This is a genomic window from Lyngbya sp. PCC 8106 (genome assembly GCF_000169095.1).
Classification (GTDB): Bacteria; Cyanobacteriota; Cyanobacteriia; order Cyanobacteriales; family Microcoleaceae; genus Capilliphycus.
The window spans coordinates 1-19,795 of the sequence record NZ_AAVU01000051.1 but is presented as its reverse complement, the minus strand read 5'-3'; the positions used below and the strand labels follow the sequence as shown (position 1 = coordinate 19,795).

14 protein-coding genes and 3 pseudogenes are annotated in these 19,795 nt (G+C 43.2%); 7 read left to right on the top strand and 10 right to left on the bottom strand.

What is annotated here, in order from left to right:
- Positions 1-165: 165 nt before the first annotated feature.
- A complete protein-coding gene (locus L8106_RS24980) occupies positions 166-1,203 on the bottom strand; it encodes a CHAT domain-containing protein (RefSeq protein ID WP_009787300.1) in 1,038 nt (345 codons plus the stop codon).
- A 26-nt stretch (positions 1,204-1,229) separates the two neighbouring features.
- The gene (locus L8106_RS29990; protein WP_009787299.1) at positions 1,230-3,476 is read right to left on the bottom strand and encodes an NACHT domain-containing protein; all 2,247 of its coding nucleotides are present in this window, start codon (positions 3,474-3,476) and stop codon (positions 1,230-1,232) included.
- An 889-nt stretch (positions 3,477-4,365) separates the two neighbouring features.
- Between L8106_RS29990 and L8106_RS24970 the strand changes: the two genes are divergently transcribed.
- The 4 genes and pseudogenes from L8106_RS24970 to L8106_RS24960 all read left to right on the top strand — a co-directional run bounded on the left by L8106_RS24970 (position 4,366) and on the right by L8106_RS24960 (position 6,683).
- Positions 4,366-4,905 (top strand): DUF1349 domain-containing protein, encoded by a 540-nt coding sequence (locus tag L8106_RS24970; protein ID WP_009787298.1) that lies wholly within the window; start codon positions 4,366-4,368, stop codon positions 4,903-4,905.
- 426 nt (positions 4,906-5,331) lie between these two features.
- Complete coding sequence (gene rpsU / locus L8106_RS24965; protein ID WP_009787297.1) at positions 5,332-5,544, top strand: 30S ribosomal protein S21; 213 nt, start codon at positions 5,332-5,334, stop codon at positions 5,542-5,544.
- Between the two features lie 282 nt (positions 5,545-5,826).
- Positions 5,827-6,012: pseudogene (locus tag L8106_RS34640) on the top strand (hypothetical protein); the annotation flags it as partial.
- 137 nt (positions 6,013-6,149) lie between these two features.
- Positions 6,150-6,683 (top strand): hypothetical protein, encoded by a 534-nt coding sequence (locus tag L8106_RS24960; protein WP_009787295.1) that lies wholly within the window; start codon positions 6,150-6,152, stop codon positions 6,681-6,683.
- Positions 6,684-6,702: 19 nt separating this feature from the next.
- Here the strand turns inward: L8106_RS24960 and L8106_RS24955 are convergent, their stop codons facing one another.
- From L8106_RS24955 to L8106_RS24925, 7 genes are all read right to left on the bottom strand, one after another.
- Positions 6,703-7,608 carry a DNA-formamidopyrimidine glycosylase gene (locus L8106_RS24955; RefSeq protein WP_009787294.1) on the bottom strand — a complete coding sequence of 302 codons (906 nt, stop codon included), beginning with the start codon at positions 7,606-7,608 and terminating at the stop codon, positions 6,703-6,705.
- 119 nt (positions 7,609-7,727) lie between these two features.
- Positions 7,728-7,916, bottom strand: coding sequence for a photosystem I reaction center subunit IV (locus L8106_RS24950; RefSeq protein ID WP_009787293.1), 189 nt, complete (start codon positions 7,914-7,916; stop codon positions 7,728-7,730).
- A 114-nt stretch (positions 7,917-8,030) separates the two neighbouring features.
- The gene (locus L8106_RS24945) at positions 8,031-8,648 is read right to left on the bottom strand and encodes a DUF6391 domain-containing protein (RefSeq protein ID WP_009787292.1); all 618 of its coding nucleotides are present in this window, start codon (positions 8,646-8,648) and stop codon (positions 8,031-8,033) included.
- Positions 8,649-8,691: 43 nt separating this feature from the next.
- Complete coding sequence (locus L8106_RS24940) at positions 8,692-9,429, bottom strand: MORN repeat-containing protein (RefSeq protein ID WP_009787291.1); 738 nt, start codon at positions 9,427-9,429, stop codon at positions 8,692-8,694.
- A gap of 202 nt (positions 9,430-9,631) precedes the next feature.
- Positions 9,632-10,870 (bottom strand): hypothetical protein, encoded by a 1,239-nt coding sequence (locus tag L8106_RS24935; RefSeq protein WP_050779176.1) that lies wholly within the window; start codon positions 10,868-10,870, stop codon positions 9,632-9,634.
- A 540-nt stretch (positions 10,871-11,410) separates the two neighbouring features.
- Positions 11,411-12,724: an RNA-guided endonuclease TnpB family protein gene (locus tag L8106_RS24930; RefSeq protein ID WP_009786370.1), complete on the bottom strand. Its 1,314-nt coding sequence runs from the start codon at positions 12,722-12,724 to the stop codon at positions 11,411-11,413.
- Between the two features lie 67 nt (positions 12,725-12,791).
- Positions 12,792-13,346, bottom strand: a complete 555-nt coding sequence (locus tag L8106_RS24925; protein ID WP_009787289.1) for an RNA-guided endonuclease TnpB family protein — start codon at positions 13,344-13,346, stop codon at positions 12,792-12,794.
- Positions 13,347-13,418: 72 nt separating this feature from the next.
- Between L8106_RS24925 and L8106_RS24920 the strand changes: the two are divergent.
- A pseudogene (locus L8106_RS24920) lies at positions 13,419-14,604 on the top strand (RNA-guided endonuclease InsQ/TnpB family protein).
- Positions 14,605-15,200: 596 nt separating this feature from the next.
- Complete coding sequence (gene ltrA, locus L8106_RS24915; RefSeq protein ID WP_156803820.1) at positions 15,201-17,102, top strand: group II intron reverse transcriptase/maturase; 1,902 nt, start codon at positions 15,201-15,203, stop codon at positions 17,100-17,102.
- A 299-nt stretch (positions 17,103-17,401) separates the two neighbouring features.
- Here the strand turns inward: ltrA and L8106_RS24910 are convergent.
- Positions 17,402-18,001: pseudogene (locus tag L8106_RS24910) on the bottom strand (RNA-guided endonuclease InsQ/TnpB family protein); the annotation flags it as partial.
- A gap of 232 nt (positions 18,002-18,233) precedes the next feature.
- On the opposite strand from L8106_RS24910, the gene gpmI reads away from it, so the two are divergent.
- A partial coding sequence (gene gpmI, locus L8106_RS24905; protein WP_009787284.1) for a 2,3-bisphosphoglycerate-independent phosphoglycerate mutase occupies positions 18,234-19,795 on the top strand: 1,562 nt, incomplete at its 3' end.

Sequence of the window (19,795 nt, the reverse complement as noted above, 5' to 3'; positions counted from 1 at the left end):
CTTTTAATTGTGAATTGGAGGAGATGGGGAGATCTTGACTTCTAACTTCTGAATCTGAAATACAGAAAATAATGCTACAGATACTTGATCTCCCTAAATCCACCTTAAAAAAGAGGGAGTTAGTGACATTATTAAAGAGAAACAGGATTAGAACGACTCTAGAAATTACGATAACGTTTTGACTTCGACTTCTAGCCAAAGCTCTAACTGAGTGAATAGAGGTTCTAATTGAGATTTGAATTCAAGCCAGAGATTTGCGTCTTTTAGAACTTTGTTAGCTTTTTGTAAACTTTTGGCTGCATAACTTTTGTCGGGTTCGTCTTCCCGAACTGCTTCTTGAGCATTTTCTAGGTAATTTAGAGCTTTTTCCTGCTGTTTTTCGGGTAAACCTGAATTTCTAAAAATCGTCTCAATTTTCTGGATTAACGCTATAACTTCTGTAATAGTCAGTTGTTTTTCAGGGTTATCTGAATTGAAGTTTTGACTTTGAGTTAGGTCACGTCCGGCTTGACCCAATTGAACTTTTGAAAAAGTCCCGCCACTAAAGTTCATTGATTGAGATTTAGGTTGTTCAGACATAAATTGATAGGGTGAATTATCTGTAATTTTTTGTTCTTTTGTTTTCTGAATATCAGAATTATAACGTCGAGGTCGATATCGAATTTTTGGGGTTTCTGACTCCGGTATTCCTTCTAAATTTAGAGAACCACTAGCGAACTCAAAACATTTATCATAGGATTTTCCTGAACCCAAAGCCTCATAAAATGCTGTCGAGAAATTAATCGCTGCTACATCTCCAATTGCTTTATTCATCCCCACAACACAATCAATATATTGATGAATGACTTGGGCTTGTTCCTCGCTGTAGCAAGCATTGAGAACAACACATTGAACTTCAGTTTGAAACTGTTTAAAAAGTTGGGCTAAGGCTTCACTACTGACAAGTTTAGTTTTGCCAAAATCATCTTCTAAAACGAGTCCATCACTCCCTGAACCATGACCCGAAAAGTGAACAATTACAGGTTCATAGTCTAATAATGCTCGTCGTAATTCTTTGACTCGAACCGCTGACTCACTGACAACTTCAAACTGTTCTCGATTTTTTGACTGTTTCAATGCTTCTTTGATTTCGCGGATTTCTTCTCCTAAACGTAACTGAACAGAATTTTTGGGATTGGATAATAAAATCAGTATTTTCTTCATGGTTTAACCTCTTTGATGTCACGAGTTTAGTTAGAAATACTGTCAGAATTTAGTACAGTTCCACACTTGGAACAAAAGTTAGAGTCAGATAGATTTTCATGTTGGCAATTTCCACAAATTTTATTAGAGACTGATTCGGGTTCTAACGCCTCAACGGTTTTTAAAGTCTCAACTTCTTCTGAATTAACCGGATTTAATTCTTGTGTAGTGGATGAATTAATTAGGTCTATTGACTGAGAAATCTGAACTGAACTTTCTGGAACTTGTTCCGGTTCAACTTGGGCAAAATGTTCGAGTAGCATCCGGTGAATAAAGATATAACCGCCCCCAACTTTTTGCAGGAATATTAGTTCAGTGGCGTAGTCTAGAAAACGAGCATAATTCCAGGGTGCAACACCTTTTTTGTAAAGCATTGAACGCAGAGTAAAGTGTTGAATGACAGCATATCCTCCGCCAAAAGCTAGCCCGATTGTTAGACCAAATGGTATAGTCAATACTAAATATTCCCACGTGATACCATTAGAAATTTGCTCTAAAATCTCTACTATTTCAATACCTAACAATCCTAGTATTCCTGCTACTATAGCTATAATTAGCCCAAAAAATAGAGCATTAAATGCTGATTTCTTTAATCCTTGATTGGCAACCTTTTTAACCTCTATTTCCGCTCCTTTTAATCCTTGAATAAGACTATATGATAGCCCGAAAATCAGCCCGAAAATCAGCCCGATAGTCAGCCCTTCATTCCACTGTCCACTCTGCCCTACACTCTGCCCTACAATCAGCCCGATAATCAGCCCGATAATCAGCCCGAAAATCAGCCCTTTTTTTATGCTTTTTTTGAATTCTTGACTCGACCATTTTAAACTTTCAACCGTTTTAATTTCCCCTCCAATCAGCCCGAAAATCAGCCCGAAAATCAGCCCGATAATCAGCCCGATAATCAGCCCGATAATCAGCCCGAAAATCAGCCCGATAATCAGCCCGAAAATCAGCCCGAAAATCAGCCCGAAAATCAGCCCGAAAATCAGCCCTGAAGCTAACGCACTAATAATCCGATAAAAGATACGTTCACCCTTTTTTTCTAACCAAGTAAACTGTATTTTCTCAATCAAAAACACAGTTTGAGACTCTTGCACCATCCGCGTCGCCAGCCAGGTCAGCCAATATTTAGTTTGCTCTGGCTTATATTTGTTGTTTTTAGATCGCCCATGACGATCAAACATTCCCTCAATATAAGTCTCAAAAAGATGGCGACGACGTTCTTCAATGGAACCGAATTGCTGTAATTTTTCAACAGAGAAACCTTTGTAAGCCATGCTGACAATACTGAGCGTCAGGGGAGATTTCATCATCTCTTGCATGGCTGTATCTTGTTGCAATAGGGTTTTGACTCCCTGAAGTTGTTTCCCTGCTTTGTCTATATATTGATTAATATGTTCTGAGGTTAGAGGTTGAACGCAGATAGCACCCCGCACTTGTAGACGATTTGAGAGGGCTTGATAGTCTTTAATTCGACTACAAACCACCATCTCCGTTAGTCCATACTCTTTCAGATTCAGAAATTGGTTGATGGCTTCTACACAAGCTTCTCGATGTTTGGCTCGCACCTCATCCAAACCATCCAGTAAAAGTAATAATTGTTGGTCTTGAACCCATGCTTTACCTAGAGACTTGGAAACGCCATAGTTGCTCTGAAGTTCATCCACCAACCAATCGGCGATTTTTTGCTGCTTTTTCGCCCAAGAAGATAAGTTAAAAACAACAGGTATTGGCCGATTCAAATTGTCCGAAGTTCGATCAATTAAATCCCGCGTTAATTTCAACAATATCGTTGTTTTTCCGGCGCCCGGTTCACCCAAAATTAGCAGCGTTCGCCCCTCTCCCATGCGATTAAATGCAGTAGTGATTCCTCGACTTGTAGATAAAGGTTTTTGTGATTGCTCTGGAGAGATTTGAACATTACTGAAACGACGCTCTACCAAATCTGGTCGTTCTTCCAGTCCGAGGTCAATTATCGCCTTATTATGCAATGACTTTTCTAAAACATTCTCTACCCAAATCTCTTTAACTTGGCTCAATAGTTTTTGTCGGAAGCGATATTCTTGTTGGGTTGGGGGTTTTACTTCTCGACGAAACAAACCCGCAATACTGATACCTTGATAAACTGTCGTAGTCTGAATTAAATCTCGTCCAGCTTGACCAACTAGACCTTCGACGGAAGCCGAACCGTCAAAATTTAATCGTTGGTTGGGACTGGGTTGTTGACTCATAAGTACCTTATCTTAAATGGACACAACTGATTTTGACGATTGTTCCGGGATTTTATGTGAGAATATTTTAATTATCCTCCTTTGATTTTGACGATTGTTCCGGGATTTTATGTGAGAATATTTCAATTATCCTCCTTTATCTCTTGAAAACAATGGCATTTTGTATCAATTGTGACTTTAAAATAATTAATTTAGTAGGCTGCTTGAGTGATCGTCCTCTCCATGTCCGCCCCTCGTCAGTTTTTGCATTTTTTATACAATCATTGAATTTGTGTTGTTCAATATTGGTATAGCGTCTTGAAGTGGCGATCGCAGGAGAGATAGTCCCCAAGATCAATAGACAGGTAGCTACTGCAAGTGTTGCTGTCAAACGAAGTTTACTCTAATTAAGAAAGTTCATGATCATTTTTGATGTTAGGTTTATCTGTTGGACTGCAAATAGAACATTTGCACTTAGCTTCAGAGTTGGGGTTCTGAACCTCTCTAAAGCTGTTGTATCGAGAATATCGAGATCAACTGTACACAAGCAAATCAAAAATAAAAATGCTGAATTCCCCTTGAGTATTGAATTTGAACAATAGGGGAAATGATTTCACTTCGGGGAATACCCGAACTTTTCACCCAATTTTTGATAAATTTTTCAAAATTAGCAATTTTTAAGGCATTTGGACATTCTTAAGACCTGTCTGCAAAGTTAATTTCCGACAGTAAAGCCACCATACAGAGATACATCCAAGAAAGGTACTCACCCATCGATTAGTTTTTTACCTAGCCAAAAGTACAGGTATTACTGACCCGGGGTTAGGGGCTATCCAATCAACTTAGACTTTTCCGACTATTACTTTTTCAGTTGACTTATTATTGAATTGTTACTAATCTAAAAAAAACGATGCAATGGTATAACGAACCGCCCCAATGGACAGAAGATCAAAATAAAATTCAAGTGTTGTCTGGGGCTAAAACCGATTTTTGGCGAACAACCCATTATGGTTTTATTCGGGATAACGGTCACTTTTATTATCAAGAAGTTTTGGGAAACTTTACCGCAGAAGTCAAAATTATTGGAGAATATCAAGACCTCTATGATCAAGCAGGGCTGATGATTCGTCAGGATGAAAACACCTGGTTAAAATGTGGGATAGAATTCGTTAATGGGGTACAACAGGCGAGTGTCGTTGTGACTAGAGATTATTCTGACTGGTCAGTGGTTCCTTTATCTCAAAACCCGGAATGGATCATTTTGCGGTTAAAACGAAATGCAGAAGCCGTAGAGGTTGAATATTCTCTCGATGGCGATCGCTATATCCTGCTACGATTAGCCTATCTGAGTACCCAAGAAAAGCTACAAGTTGGGTTGATGTGTGCCTCACCAGATGGAGAAGGCTTTTCAGTCACCTTTGAAGAATTGAAGTTCTCTGAGTTGAGTTGATCTGCGAGTCGTTGGCGAAATGATTTCGAGATTTTTACCACCATACAGTTAAAAATGATAGTGTGATCAGATCCAAGCCTGAACGACTCGTGTTAAAATCTAGTCGAGATAGGGAGTGGCTTTTCCTAACCTCAGAGCGTTGAAATATTGCCGGAGAAGATGTAACGGTGATATGGCGCTCAGGTTAAAGCATTTGACAAGCAGAGCCAAAAAACACCAAAAGTCAAAAACGAGATCCTTCTGCTGTCGGGCAGCCAGTGGAAGTCAAATCAAAATGCCTGTGGACTCGGTCTGACGGGGGCTAGATTTCTCTGAAGTCTAGTCTAGTTAAGAGAGGTTGAAGCAAGAATCTCCAAGCAAGCGCAAAACTTGTCGGTGAGAGTGTCAATAACTAACTAACAAGTAATTCACAAGGGAGGATATTGAATGGCTCAAGTGGTCGTCGGGGAAAGCGAACAGTTGGAGTCAGCCCTGCGTCGGTTCAAACAGAAAGTCTCTAGGGCGGGTATTTTTGCAGACATGAAAAAGAACCGCTATTTTGAAACACTCGCCGAAAAACAAAAGCGAAAGGAAATAGCCAGACATAGAGAACGTCGCAGAATGCGGAACTCTCGAAAACGGTTTGAACAGGTTCGTTAAAATCTCTGAGATGGAATGATCATCCAAACTCAATTGTTTGATTTGCCCTCAGATGTGAAATCGAGAAGAATATGCAAAACATTCGGATGCTCAACTTCAGTGGGCAAAATATTTGCGTTCTCATTTCGATTTGAAAGAGGGCGAGTCGGTTCTTGATGTCGGCTGTGAAGATGGAAAAATAACTGCGGATGCCAGCAGATTCTCTCTACCAGGAAAAGTCGTCAGAATCGATAGTTCTTCCGAAATGATGCCTATGCAGCACAGAGTTATCCGCTATCTGAGTCTGCAAATCTTTCTTTTGCCTGTCTCGATACGCGATCACTTCGGTTCACTGCCGAATTTGATGTCGTATTCTCCAACGCTGTGCTGCATTGGGTTGATCATTCTCCAGCCCATAACCCTAAAATGATTAATGTTAAACCCGGAACACTGGATGATATTCGTTGGCTGCAACCTGTGGGCAATTGATGGACTCGCAGCACTCAAAAATGGGTGATTTTGAGTGATCAAATGCTCAATTATGAAGCACAACCCCAAGATTACTCAGAACTGTTTGAACTATTTTACGATCAGTCATAAAAGTTAGTCAAACTTTAGTAGCTAATATGACTTCTTTTAATATTCATTTTAATCTTATACTAGAGAATCTCATCTTTTTTGTACTGGCAACCTCCTTTCTAGGAATTGTCGGTTGGGCGTGGAGAAATGCCAAGCCTTATAGTTTACCGACACCCTTACCGGGATGGTTTAAATTTTGGTTTGGTACGGTGCAGATTTTAGGACTATTACCTCCTTTAGTTGTGATGCTAATTTGGGGAGTTTGGGGAGACTATCCCCTTGTCTTCAGTGTGTTTGCGTCCTATTTTCTGATGCTGGCTTTACAAATTCTAACTGAGTATTTGACCTTGAGAAAATTTCCCTCGGTGGTCTGGGTAATGGTGCCTTATTTATATTTACCTTATCGAATTTATCAATTTTACGAAGGTTTAACTCTATTGGATTCTGAATCTGAATTATTTTGGGTCCGAACCGTATTAATTCTTGAAATCATCCTCTGGATTGGAAATTACGCTTTAGATTTAGCCCAACTTCCTCGGCTATTTCGTTGGGAAATCTCAGAAAATCAACAAACATCTTGAGTGAAAAATCTTCTGAGGATCAGTTTGAAGTCTTCTGACAACGAGGACAAAAATGAGCCGACCGCCCTGCCAATTTTAAGCGTTCGATAGGCGTTTGACAAACTCGACAGGGTTGACCCGCTCGATTATAAACCCAAGCTTGTCCTGCATAATTGCCGTTTACGCCTGCAACATTAAGGAAGTTACGAACCGTTGTTCCACCCGCATCAATAGCCGTTTTTAGAACTTGAACCAGTTGGGCGTGTAGGGTTTCAATTTGTGCGGGTGTTAGTTCTGCACAACGAGTCGTTGGTGATATTCCACTCAGGAATAGAGTTTCATCAGCGTAGATATTCCCCACCCCCGCAACCAGTTTTTGATCGAGTAAAGCCGTTTTAATCGGGCGCTGACGACGGTAAAATTGAGTGGTGAGGTATTTTATCGAAAATTCCTCTGAAAAGGGTTCATGCCCTAATTTTTGCAAGCCTGTGACAATCTTTGAGACTTCGACATTTGGGGGAATTCCCCACATTTGACCAAAAGTGCGTTGATCAACAAAACGAAGTTCTTGTCTATTCGGAAAAAACAATCGGACTCGCGTATGTTTGCTGAGAGGTTCATCTTGACTCACCCACAACAGTTGACCTGTCATTCGTAAGTGAACCGCTAAACCACCATTAGAGAAGGTTTGTAAATCGGAAAATTCTAGGTTTTGGGAATCGTCAGAATTGGGGTTAAACTGCGTCGAGAATTCCGCTAATAGATATTTACCCCGTCGATACCACCCGGCGATCGCTTGTCCCGATAATCCGGTAATAAACTCATCAATAGAAACAGGGTGAGCAAGAGTACGTTTCAGTAACACTTCCCCACCCTGAATAGTTTGGTTGCGGGACACTTGATTTAGGCCCCGTTTAACCGTTTCAACCTCGGGTAATTCAGGCACAGACTAATTTTCTGTTCCTGAATTGGGATCACCGACGACATGGAGTTGACCACTACCTTGACCGATGAAAGGCGAGTAGAGGACACCAGAATGGGTGATCGTGAGGTGAGACTTAACCACTACTTGACTTCAACCACTTCACTTTCGGCGAAGTTATTGGTGTTGATGCCGGAGTAGTTTACTTTCTCAAAACGGACAATCACGGGGTATTTGATACCGCTTTTGTCAACGGAAGCGACAGTACCGACTTCTTGAAACCAGTAGGACTCTTTCCGCAAAATACGAACTTTAGAACCACGTTGAACCATTAGCTTATCTTCCTCGTTTCTAAATTGATGAATAAAGCCTTGTATTGTTCAGGGTACTACTGGATCTGCTATCTCAGTGCAATTGAGTCTTTAAGTTTTATTGCTGATGTACTTTTACTCTACCCAATGCACTCGCACAAAATGGGCTGAACGACCCCACAAATCTTGCTCAATGGAGGTTTCATCCACTTGTAAGTTGAAGGGAATAGCAGTGGTCAGATATCGCTGCGCCCAACTCCCTAGTTCAGGAGCAAGCTGAGTGGCAACCCCGGCGGCAACCCCTAACCCTAAAAGTTGTTCAATTGGCCCTTTGGGTAAAGCAAGGTTGATTCCCATCGCTAACCCTCCCGTCAGCATCATTCCCACAGACAGATTAGTGCCGCATCGGGGATGAACAGCCAGATGCCATTCTCCGGCTGTCAGACGTTGCTTTGCTGTCTGTACCGCTTGTCTGAGTCGGCTGGTCTGAACCCGTCCGTAGAGATAAAATCCTGCGGCGGTTGACATTCCACCCAAGCGATCTTCTTCTCCAGAGATGCCGCCATTTGCCCATTCACTCAACACCCAAACGGTGGCGTGTTCGAGTGCATGAACTTGTCGAGTGATCAAAATCTCTTTCACACCCGGAACAAAGTTCAGTTGATGCAGAAGATCTCGATCTTGGGTTGCACTCGGCGCAAACTCAAAAGGAAATGAGTCGGTTGAGGTTGAATGTGATGTCGCAGTTGTCATCGTTTAAAGTTCTCCATCATGTCAATTGGCAAGCCCAAGTCCGTTAAGAAGGATTCTCGACTCGCTTACCATCTCTAAAAGTTCCGGGTAGTCGTTTACCTGCCGTATCAATTAGAGTTCCAGGGCCGTGAGGAATACCGCCGCGAAATTCACCTTCATAACGGAGTCCATTCGGGAAAGTACAAGTGCCTTTACCGTCGAGGGCTTCATTAAAAAATTGTCCTTGACAACGGCTACCATCTTTGCGGGTAAAACTTCCCTGACCAAAGGGCTGTCCGGCAAAGAATTCGCCTTGGAAGCGATCGCCATTGGTGTAGATAAATTCTCCCCGACCATCGGGTTGACTGCTGGTTTGTCCGCTACCGACCTCTCGGACAATTTGAAACTCTCCAACATAGCGATCGCCATTAGAGAAAATCACAGTTCCGTTGGTAATATTGCCATCTTTAAAGACACCAACAATGCGGGCATCATCGGAAAAAATGAAGACTCCTTGACCATTAGGCAAACCATTGCGAAATTCACCTTCATAGCGATCGCCATTGGCATAGACATAAATGCCTCGTCCATCCGGTCTACCATTGACAAAACTACCTTGGTAGTTGTCACCGCCTTCATAATTACACTTGACTGAACCGGTCGGCAATTGTCCTTCACAGACGGGAGGGCGTGTGTTTTGTTCTTGAGCGCTTGCCGGAATAGAAGTGAAGATCTCAACTCCCATTCCGATACTCGCTGCGATTAAAGTCAAAAATCCTAGCTTTTGAACTAAGCTAAACATAACTCCTAGTGCGGTTGAATTTTTTTATAGTTTTTGACAGACAATCAAGGGGAAGTTCGACTTGAGCGGATGTTGGGGAACAGCCCTGATAAACTTACCCCAGCTCCCTATATTCCCGGTGTAAAGATTGACTCTCATTCGAGTTTAAATGATTTCTACTGTAGTCACTTTTAGGAGGGATGATCAGGAGTTTCAGACAGACTTAGGAGGGCTGCATAAAATTTAGCTGCTCGTCTGTTGGTTCAAATGTACCCACTTCTACAGCAACTTCGACACCATTTTGCTCAAAAATCACAATCGGATCACTACCGACATTAAATTTCACTCGTTTGACTAATACCTGTCCATTGGCGATTCGTTGTCCGACACTCACGTAGCGACTGGTGGGTTCAGTGGGGGCTTTTAAAATGATTCGGGTTTCGTCACCCACTTGCATCACACCTGTGACTGAAATGGCTCTGGCAATCTCTACCGAAGGCGGAGGAGGAAGTACAGGAGTAGGTGTTGTGGGAGTAGGTGTTGTGGGTGCAAGTGCTGTTGGCGGAGGTGTGGGAGGAGCATTGGGATCACGCCATCGGGGTAGGGGTTCGGTTACAGGCAGCTCGGGTAAGGTCGGCACTTGAGCAACAGTCAAATTCGGAATTTGGGGGGGTTTCGGAGGCGGGGTCGGTAAAGTCGGCGAGGTCGGTAAAGTCGGCGAGGTCGGTAAAGTCGGCGAGGTCGCTAAAGTCGGCGAGGTCGGCGAGGGTTGAGCTGGTCTGCCCGGTTGTCGAGGCCCTCTGGGTGTTGTGCCTGGGGTGGCTTGCTGAGTTCCGGCTTGAGGTAGACGTTGAGCGACTGGGAGTTCGGGTAGGGAAGGCACTTGTCGCCCGGTGAGATTTGGAGAAATCGTTCCTTGACCTTGATTTCCATTTGTCGTTTGCGCTTGGGCGGCAGCAACAGTCCACTGAGGAGGGACTGCGGCAATCGGAACATCTGGAATTGTCGGGACTTCTCGGGCGGTAAGATTTAGAGACTCTGCGGCATCTTCTGGATCTGGAGTTCGCTGAACAATCTGAGGGGTGAGTACACCAAACGGATCGCTCACCGATTGATTCGGGACTCCTGCTGGGGCTACGGCAGTACCGTTTCCATTGGTACTCCCTTTAAGCTGAAGCAATCGTTCTTCGGGTTTGGTAGACTGAATTAAACCTGCTCTGGCAGCAGTTTCTTCTTTTTGCTGTTCGACTAAAGGTTCTTCAAATGCTCCTTTTTGGGGGTCTTCGGCGGTTTCTTGTTCGTCTGTTTGTTCGGTTCCTTCTGTTGCTGTTTCGGTTTCGGCGGGTGAGCTTTCTGCTGAGGGAGTTTCTGTTGTCGGTTCACTCCCTTGTTCTTGAGAACCACATCCACCCGTCCAAATTGTCAACAATCCTAATGCGACCACTAACCATATTTTACGCATTGCCCGTCCCTGAAACACGTTCTGTAATAATTTTAAGGATAGCCAAAGTCTAACCGATTCAGCCAATTAGTCACAGTTCTCCAGGATGCAAGCTCCCCGAGCTGCTGTGACCGTTGGTCAATTTATAGAAATTTAACAAAACTGTTCTCAGAGTCAACTGTTTACCGGACGTTTCCGTGTTAGGCGAACGCCGACCAAGAAACAGTGCTTGCAGTTAACCGCGTGCTGCGTCAAATCGCAAAGGGGTGATCAGGAGTCTCGGACTGGAGAGATACCCACAACTCAATCGGTTTGATTGGCAGTGACATCCTCCCCTCCTAACTGCGAAGCGCAGTATAGAAGGGGCTTCCCAACTTCGCAATTGAGAGTTGCTGCCTCATAGGACTTGCATCCAAGTATCCTCCGCAGCCAGCAAACGCTAGTCCAAGCGTCTGTTTTACCCGATTCAAAATGTTAATTCCAGAGTTCCAATCTCGGTCGATAACTAACTTGCAGTGAGGACAATTATGAAGTGAACTACCTACGCAGACGCTTCGCTTTCTAGCGTAGGCTTCCAGCTTCTTGATCAACCTTGGTCGAAGCATCATTAGATTGATCATTGATCGGAAGTTGCCGCACAGAGGACTTTCGTCCTTTGGTTGGTCTTACACTTTCTCCACTGGCAGTCACCCCCGTCCCAGGGGCGAGGAATTGTCGATCTGGGTCTGCCGCGATAACTCTCAATCCCTCATCTCTGATATTGAGAGCCGCGTTGATATCACGATCATGTTGGGTGTGACAATGATTGCACTCCCAGTGACGAACATCGAGTGGCAGACTTTGAACAACATTCAGACAAACATTACAAGTCTTTGAGGACGGAAAAAACCGATCTATTTCCAGATAGGTTTTTCCGTCCTTTTTTGATTTGTAATCAACAAAGTTTAAGAACCTTCCCCAACCACAGTCGCTGATTGCCTTGGCTAGATTGTGGTTGCGTACCCTTGCGGGTGAGCCAGTCGCTTCAAGTCGGGTTCCCCGCCCAACGCGCTGGCTCACCATGCCCTTTACGTTGAGATTTTCAGCAATTATGACTTGATTCTCGTTCACAATTTTGCGAGACAGTTTATGCAGGAAGTCTTGCCTCGCAAAGAAGATTTTCTCGTGCGCTCTTGCTACCAATTTCCTGGCTTTATTCCGGGAATTGGAACCTTTTTGCTTGCGAGATAATTTCTGCTGCTTTCGCTTTAAATTACGTTCATGTTTTTTAAAGTGCCGAGGATTTTCGTATTTAGACCCCTCGCTTGTAATCAAAAAGTGGGTGAGTCCCAGGTCTAATCCTATCGCTTTTCCTTCTTCAGAAGTCTGCGGTTCAGCTTCTTCGTTCTCAAATAAAATTGAAGCGTAATACTTCTCCGTTCTTGTCTTTGTTATTGTGACTGTTTTGATATTGCCATCAAATTTTCGGTGAATATTGGCTTTGATTTTGCCAATAACAGGAAAACTTAAATGACTGTCAACAATCTTGACGTTCTGAGGATACTGGATCGATTGCTTTTCATGGCGGCTCTTAAATCGAGGGAACTTGGCTCGACCTTCAAAGAAGTTAACAAAAGCTCTGGAAAGATTTAAAACAGACTGCTGTAAGCATTGTGAATAGGTTTCCTTTAGCCAGGCTGTTTCTTCTTTCTTTTTTAGAATTGGTAACTGTTTCTTCAGTTGCATTCCTGAGATTCCCTTGCCTGTTTCTTTATAGGCTTGGTTGTTCAGCTCCAGGCAGTAATTCCACACCCATCGGACAGAACCAAAAGCTTTTGTAAGAGCTTGTTTCTGTTCATCTGTTGGATATAGTCTGACTTTTGCTACGTTTCTCATTATGCAAATTAGAGCGAATGCAATTTATTATAACTCAATCTGGAGAATTAACAACCTCAAGGGCGATTCATCCCACACTGAAACGCAGTGTCAGGTGTGGGGCTTCTCGCTGTGAAGCTAATTCCTTAAGGGTCTTCTCAACCCTTCCACCACAACCAGAACACTCGATACTCGTGCCTCTAGGGTCATCTCCAATTGCCCACTTACCGCGTTTTACCACCACTGCTTGCAGGATATTCAGGAAACTTCCCCAGGCTGCATCCAATATCGACTTAGCCAATCGGGTTCTTGCCAAGCCCTTAATGTTCAAGTTTTCAAACGCTATCAGGTCGTACTGGTCACACAGCCTGTGAGCGACTTGATAATGAAACTCTTTTCTCTGTCTGGCAACGTGCAAGTGAAGACGAGCAACTTTATTAGATTGCCGCTGGTAGTTTTTAGAGCCTTTCTCCATTCTTGCCAGTTGCCGTTGTTGACGAGCTAACTGTTGTTGAGACTTCCGGTAAAATTGGGGAATCTTTACAGCTTGCCCGTCAGATGTCGCTAAAAACTTCTCTAAACCAACATCTATGCCAACAGCAGACTTAATTTCATCTAGATTTCGGCAGGAGACCCACGCCATAAGTCTGAGTTGGCGATGGGAGGAATGCCGACCAAAGCCATGTCTCACGGTTTTTGTGCTAAACTGTGAAACATGACTGAAAAAGCCTACCGACACCGTTTGTATCCGACTTCTGAACAGGAGAACCTGTTGAGGAGGACGTTGGGCTGTGTGCGATTGGTGTACAACAAAGCACTAGCAACACGCACTGAGGCGTGGTATGAAAAAAAAGAACGAGTAGGCTACTCTCAAACTTCTTCAATGCTGACAAGCTGGAAAAAAGAGGAAGAATTAGACTTCTTAAATGAAGTGAGTTGTGTTCCACTTCAGCAAGGATTAAGGCACTTACAAACTGCGTTCACTAACTTCTTTCCGGGTCGGGCGAAATACCCGAATTTCAAGAAGAAACGTAATGGTGGAAGTGCAGAGTTTACGAGCGTCAGCCAAAAAGTTTAAAGAGGGTCAAGTCTATATTGCAAAGTGCAAAGAACCTTTGCCTATTAGATGGAGTCGTCAGCTTCCCAAAAATTGTACACCATCTACCATTGCGGTCAAATTAGATCCGAGCGGGAGATGGTTTGTTTCTTTGAGGATTGATGACCCAACGAATCAGAGATTAGAGCCTGTCAAAAAACAGATAGGAATCGATCTTGGAATCACCAGTCTGTTCACAACTTCCGACGGAGTTAAAGTTTCCAACCCCAAACACTTTGACAAACTATATAAAAAACTCCGACTCGCTCAAAAGTCTTTAAGCCGAAAAACCAAAGGTTCAAAGAATAGAGAGAAAGCTAGAGTTAAAGTAGCTCGTATTCAAGCTAAAATTGCCGATACTCGTCGTGACCATTCGAGCAAACTAACCACCCAACTAATTCGTGAAAATCAAACAATTGTAGTTGAGGACTTGGCTGTGAAGAACATGGTTAAAAACCACCCTTACGGGTGAGCCAGTCGCTTCAAGTCGGGGAACCCGCCCAACGCGCTGGCTCACAAGTTAGCTAGAGCAATCAGTGATGCTAACTGGGGTGAACTTGTCCGACAACTTGATTACAAAGCTGAGTGGTATGGACGAGAATTAATCAAAATAGATAGATGGTTTCCCTTAACAAAGCGATGTTCTAACTGTGGATACATCGCCGAAGAAATGCCATTAAACATCCGGGAGTGGGATTGCCCAAAATGTGGGAGACACCATGACCGAGATATTAACGCTTCGATAAAGTGCGATTCGTTCAGCCTAAACCTGGAAACAGGGGGACGGCTGGCTTCAGTTAAGTAACCCATACAGGGTGGAGTACGCACTTTAATCCTTAACTGATGACAACTTCATAATCTTATAGGTGAGTGTAAGTACCCTAGAAAACACAAGTCCTATCCCTTTGGTACTAGGGTGAAAACATATTCTCTAGGGTAGCGACTAGCCATCAATCCCTAAAGCGAGAATAAAAGCAGAAAGTAACCACTAGCCTTAAGTAAGTTACCTGTGAGTAAGTCACCATGAATAACGCAAGTGAAGGATATGTCCGAATCACCGTTAATGCGAACCAGCGAAACAAGGCTGCGCTGGGAGTCCCAAAAGGGCATAGTACAGAGCGATAAGAGAGTTTTTATCGACTTATCAGTACCACTCTAAAACTCGGTGAAAAATATCCATTCTAAAGTGACAAACCAAAGATTATGAGGAACGAAGTAACCCACCTGTTCACTCTCATTGAAGGTCGATTTGATGAGTAGTCAGCTAAGACGTAACTTCTATCAACATGATAGGTAGCAGTTGGGAAAGATTGAGTCAGAAGCCAAAGCCTTATGGTAATGATGAGGATATGCTGACGGACTCACGGTTTGATGAAATGTAGAGGTACAAGTAGGATTAAAATGCCTAAAACAGATTCAAACAAGAAGACTGTAGGATTAATACTCGGACATGAATCATCTGAGGATATCAACGCACAATTAAATTGGGCAATGATTGAATGGGATAATTTAGAAAAACGAGTATATAAGGTCCAGAAGCGCATCTACAAAGCGTCTAGTCGTGACGATGTTAGGACAGTTCGCAGACTCCAAAAACTTCTAATCTCATCCTGGTCAGCCAAATGTTTAGCGGTGCGTCGGGTAACACAAGATAACCAGGGAAAGAAAACCGCAGGTGTGGATGGTGTTAAATCACTAACCCCAAAACAACGGTTCAACCTGGTTAATGAATTAAAACTAGGGTCTAAAGTGAAACCAACTCGTAGAGTTTGGATACCCAAACCAGGGAAGGATGAAAAACGACCTCTAGGAATACCGACCATGTATGACCGTGCATTACAGGCACTTGTCAAGATGGCTTTAGAGCCTGAATGGGAAGCAAAATTTGAACCAAATTCCTACGGTTTCAGACCAGGACGCTCATGCCAGGATGCTATCGGAGCAATATTCTCAGGAATTAAGCAGAAAAGCAAATTCGTTCTTGATGCCGATATTTCTAAATGCTTCGATAAAATCAACCACGAAAGATTGTTAGAGAAACTCAACACCTTCCCAACACTCCGCCGTCAAGCAAGAGCTTGGCTAAAATCAGGAGTAATGGACGGTAAAAAGTTATTCTCAACAGAAGAGGGAACCCCTCAAGGTGGTGTTATAAGTCCATTATTGGCAAACATAGCACTACACGGAATGGAGGAAGAAATCAACAAACTAGCTGACACCTTCAATATGAAGCGACCTGATGGAACTCAACTAAGTAAGAGAGACAAAAGGAAATCAGTTAACTTCATTCGCTATGCGGATGATTTTGTGATACTCCATGAAGAACTTGAAAAAATCCTAATCTGTAAAGAGCACATATCTAAGTGGTTAAAGGATATTGGATTAGAACTTAAGCCTAGTAAAACTCGAATAACCCACACATTGAAGGGTATAGAAGAGGAAAAACCTGGATTCGACTTTTTAGGATTTCACATCCAACAGTATAAAGTTGGAAAATACCAATCTGGTAGAGTGAAAGATAAGAAAGAAGGAAAAGGGAGATTATTGGGTTTTAAAACCATCATAACCCCCAGTAAAGAAAGCCAAAAAAGACACTACAAAAAGGTAGCAGAAACGATAGAGAAATATAAGGGACAATCCCAAACCATTTTAATATCAAAACTCAATCCTATCATCAGGGGTTGGTGCAATTACTTCTCTACCGTAATAAGTCAAAAGGTATTCGAGAAACTAAACCACCTAATGGTATGGAAACTCATTAAATGGGGGATAAAACGTCACCGAAACAAAGGAAAAAAATGGGTTTACCTCAAATATTTCCGAAAAATAGGTAACGACAACTGGACTTTTGCAACTAATAGGGAAGGTAACAACCCTATGATATTACTCAAACACCAAGAAACGGAAATAAAACGCCATATCAAGGTTAAAGGTAATGCAAGTCCTTATGATGGTAATCTCATTTATTGGAGTACAAGAATGGGCAAACATCCTGAAATGCCAAAAACAAGAGCAACCCTCTTAAAAAGGCAAAAAGGAAAATGCGCCCACTGCAATCTGTTCTTCCGTGAAGGGGATGTAATAGAACTCGACCACATTACACCTAAATCGAAAGGTGGAAAAAATGAGTACAAAAACTTACAACTATTACATCGACATTGCCACGATGAAAAGACCTTAACAGATGGAAGTTTGGAAAGGTCTGGTAACAAAACTGACTGTAAAAGTGTCATACCAAAACCACTATGGAACATCCCAAATAACTACATTTGGATTGACGATATGCTGGTGACGACGTACTAATGACAAAGCTCATTAAACTGAGGAGCCGTATGATGGGAAACTATCAAGTACGGTTTTGGAGAGCAGTGGAGGGGGCGACCTCTTCACTGACTTTAATTATTTTGGCGGCAGGACTTGCCGTGTCAGCGCCAGTCGCTCATGGGGTTTCCCCCATGAGCGCGCTGGCTTGCCTGTGGAGCGACCGTAAGAGCCGAACAGAGTAAATCTGTGAAGCCCGGTGCTAAGAAGCAGGAACTCAAATAGTTATATTTGGGAATCCCGCGCCAAAAACAAAGTGTTGGCGTCGGGAGGATGTCAACTACTGGTAACAGGTCAGGAATTGTCCCATCTTCCAGTGAGAAGCTGACATACCAACCATCAGCCTTCCTAAGTAATGTGGCTTGCTTAATTGCAAAACCGTCAGGGATTGGACGATGCAGGACAACTTCAATCTCGCCAATCTTCGACAGCTTCAGGATATTGCCTGTTAGATGTGCGCCTGCTTTTGGGCAGTTCACTCTAGGAAAAGTAAACGAGCAGATGTCACCCCGCTTCTTAAAACGTGGGCGACCTCCTCGCTTACCATTCTTATCGGGAATTAACCAACGCTTACTCGCTTTGTCCAATCTCATCAAGTTCTGCTGCTGGCAGTCGGCATAGATGTTTTTGTATTCAGGAAATAGCTCTTTAGTTTGTTTTAACTCTGATGCTTGTGAGTAATAATCAACTTTTTCGGGGATATCACCTATCGGTTCAGAAACAATACTGCATCGGTCAAACTGGCATCGAGTACGTCGGAGCCAATCGAGTCTTTGACCGAGTGCGTAATTATAGTGCCGACGCAGCAACTCTCCCCTGACTTCCATTGTGGACGCCTGCTCGAGAGTTGGCTTGAGACGGTACTGATAGGTGATTATCATGATCACATGGAATTAGATTGGCATAGCTGAAAACTCAATATTCAAGCATTGAGTCTTGAGTAGAGGACGATGATTTCAACTGGAGTTCTATTTCTCCTAATCTCTAGTTATATATCCCTAATTCTACAGGAATCGCTAATTTTTTGTGTCTTTTGTATCAGTATTCAACTGTTTTTTGAGAGCGTCGATGGTATGATATCGATGACACCACTTGTAGATAGGATAACTTTGCATGGCACCAGTGTCTGTATCTCCCGTTGTACTCATCATTCTAGACGGCTGGGGCTATCGTGAACAGACGGACGGAAATGCCATAGCGGTAGGTAATACGCCTGTCATGGATAGTCTATGGACTGCTTATCCGAGAACACTAATTCGGGCTTCGGGAAAAGCAGTGGGCTTACCAGAAGGTCAGATGGGAAATTCTGAAGTTGGTCATCTTAATATCGGAGCGGGGCGCATTGTTCCCCAGGAATTAGTCAGAATTACGGATGCTGTAGAAGACGGTACTTTGCTTGACAATCCAGCCTTAGTTCAGGTCTGTCAAGAAGTTCGAGAGCGAGATGGAAAATTACATTTAGTCGGCTTGTGTTCTGATGGTGGGGTTCACTCCCATCTTCAGCATCTACTAGGATTATTAGATCTCGCTCAAAACAAAGGCGTTTCTCAAGTTTGTATTCATGCGATTACCGATGGTCGCGACACCAATCCTAAAGATGGCATCAAAGCACTTCAGCAAATTCAAGACCATATCAATCAAATCGGTTTAGGACAGATTGTGACTCTCAGTGGTCGTTATTATGCGATGGATCGCGATAATCGTTGGGATCGCATTCAAAAAGCCTATTTTAATATGACCGTCGATGGGGAAGGAACCGAACTCTCAGCCGTTGAGGTTTTACAGCGTTCCTACAATGAAGGAATAACCGATGAGTTTGTCATTCCGACTCGTCTGAAACCCGGAACGGTAGAAGCTGGAGATGGAGTTATTTTCTTTAATTTCCGCCCAGATCGAGCGCGACAATTAACTCAAGTCTTTGTCGATCCCAATTTTAACAGCTTTGAACGAGAAATCATCCAACCCCTAGCCTTTGGGACTTTTACCCAATACGACGCTAACTTTCCCGTTCTTGTGGCTTTTAAACCCCAAAACCTCAATAATATTTTAGGAGAGGTAATTTCCGCTCACGGTTTAAAGCAGTTCCGCACCGCTGAAACCGAAAAGTATGCCCATGTCACCTACTTTTTTAATGGGGGTTTAGAGCAACCCTTTGAAGGGGAAGATCGAGAGTTAATTCCCTCTCCGGCTGTGGCTACCTACGACCAAGATCCAGAAATGTCCGCAGACGAAGTGACGGATGTAGCGATTGAGGCGGTGGAAAAAGGCATTTATTCGCTGATGGTGATTAACTACGCTAACGCGGATATGGTGGGTCATACAGGGATGATCGAGGCTGCCACTAAAGCCGTCGAGACTGTGGATCAATGTTTGGGACGTTTAATCGAAAGTATTAATAAAGCGGGTGGAACAGCAATTATTATCGCCGATCATGGCAACGCGGAATATATGCGCGATGAACAGGGTAATCCTTGGACTGCTCACACCATTAACCCCGTGCCGTTTATCTTGATAGAAGGCGAAAAGCTAAAAATTCCGGCACATGGTACGGATGTTCATCTCCGAACAGATGGCTGTTTAGCGGATATGGCTCCCACAATTCTCGAAATTCTCAAACTTCCTCAACCGGAAGAAATGACCGGACGTTCGATGATTTTGCCTGCGGGTTTTGAAGT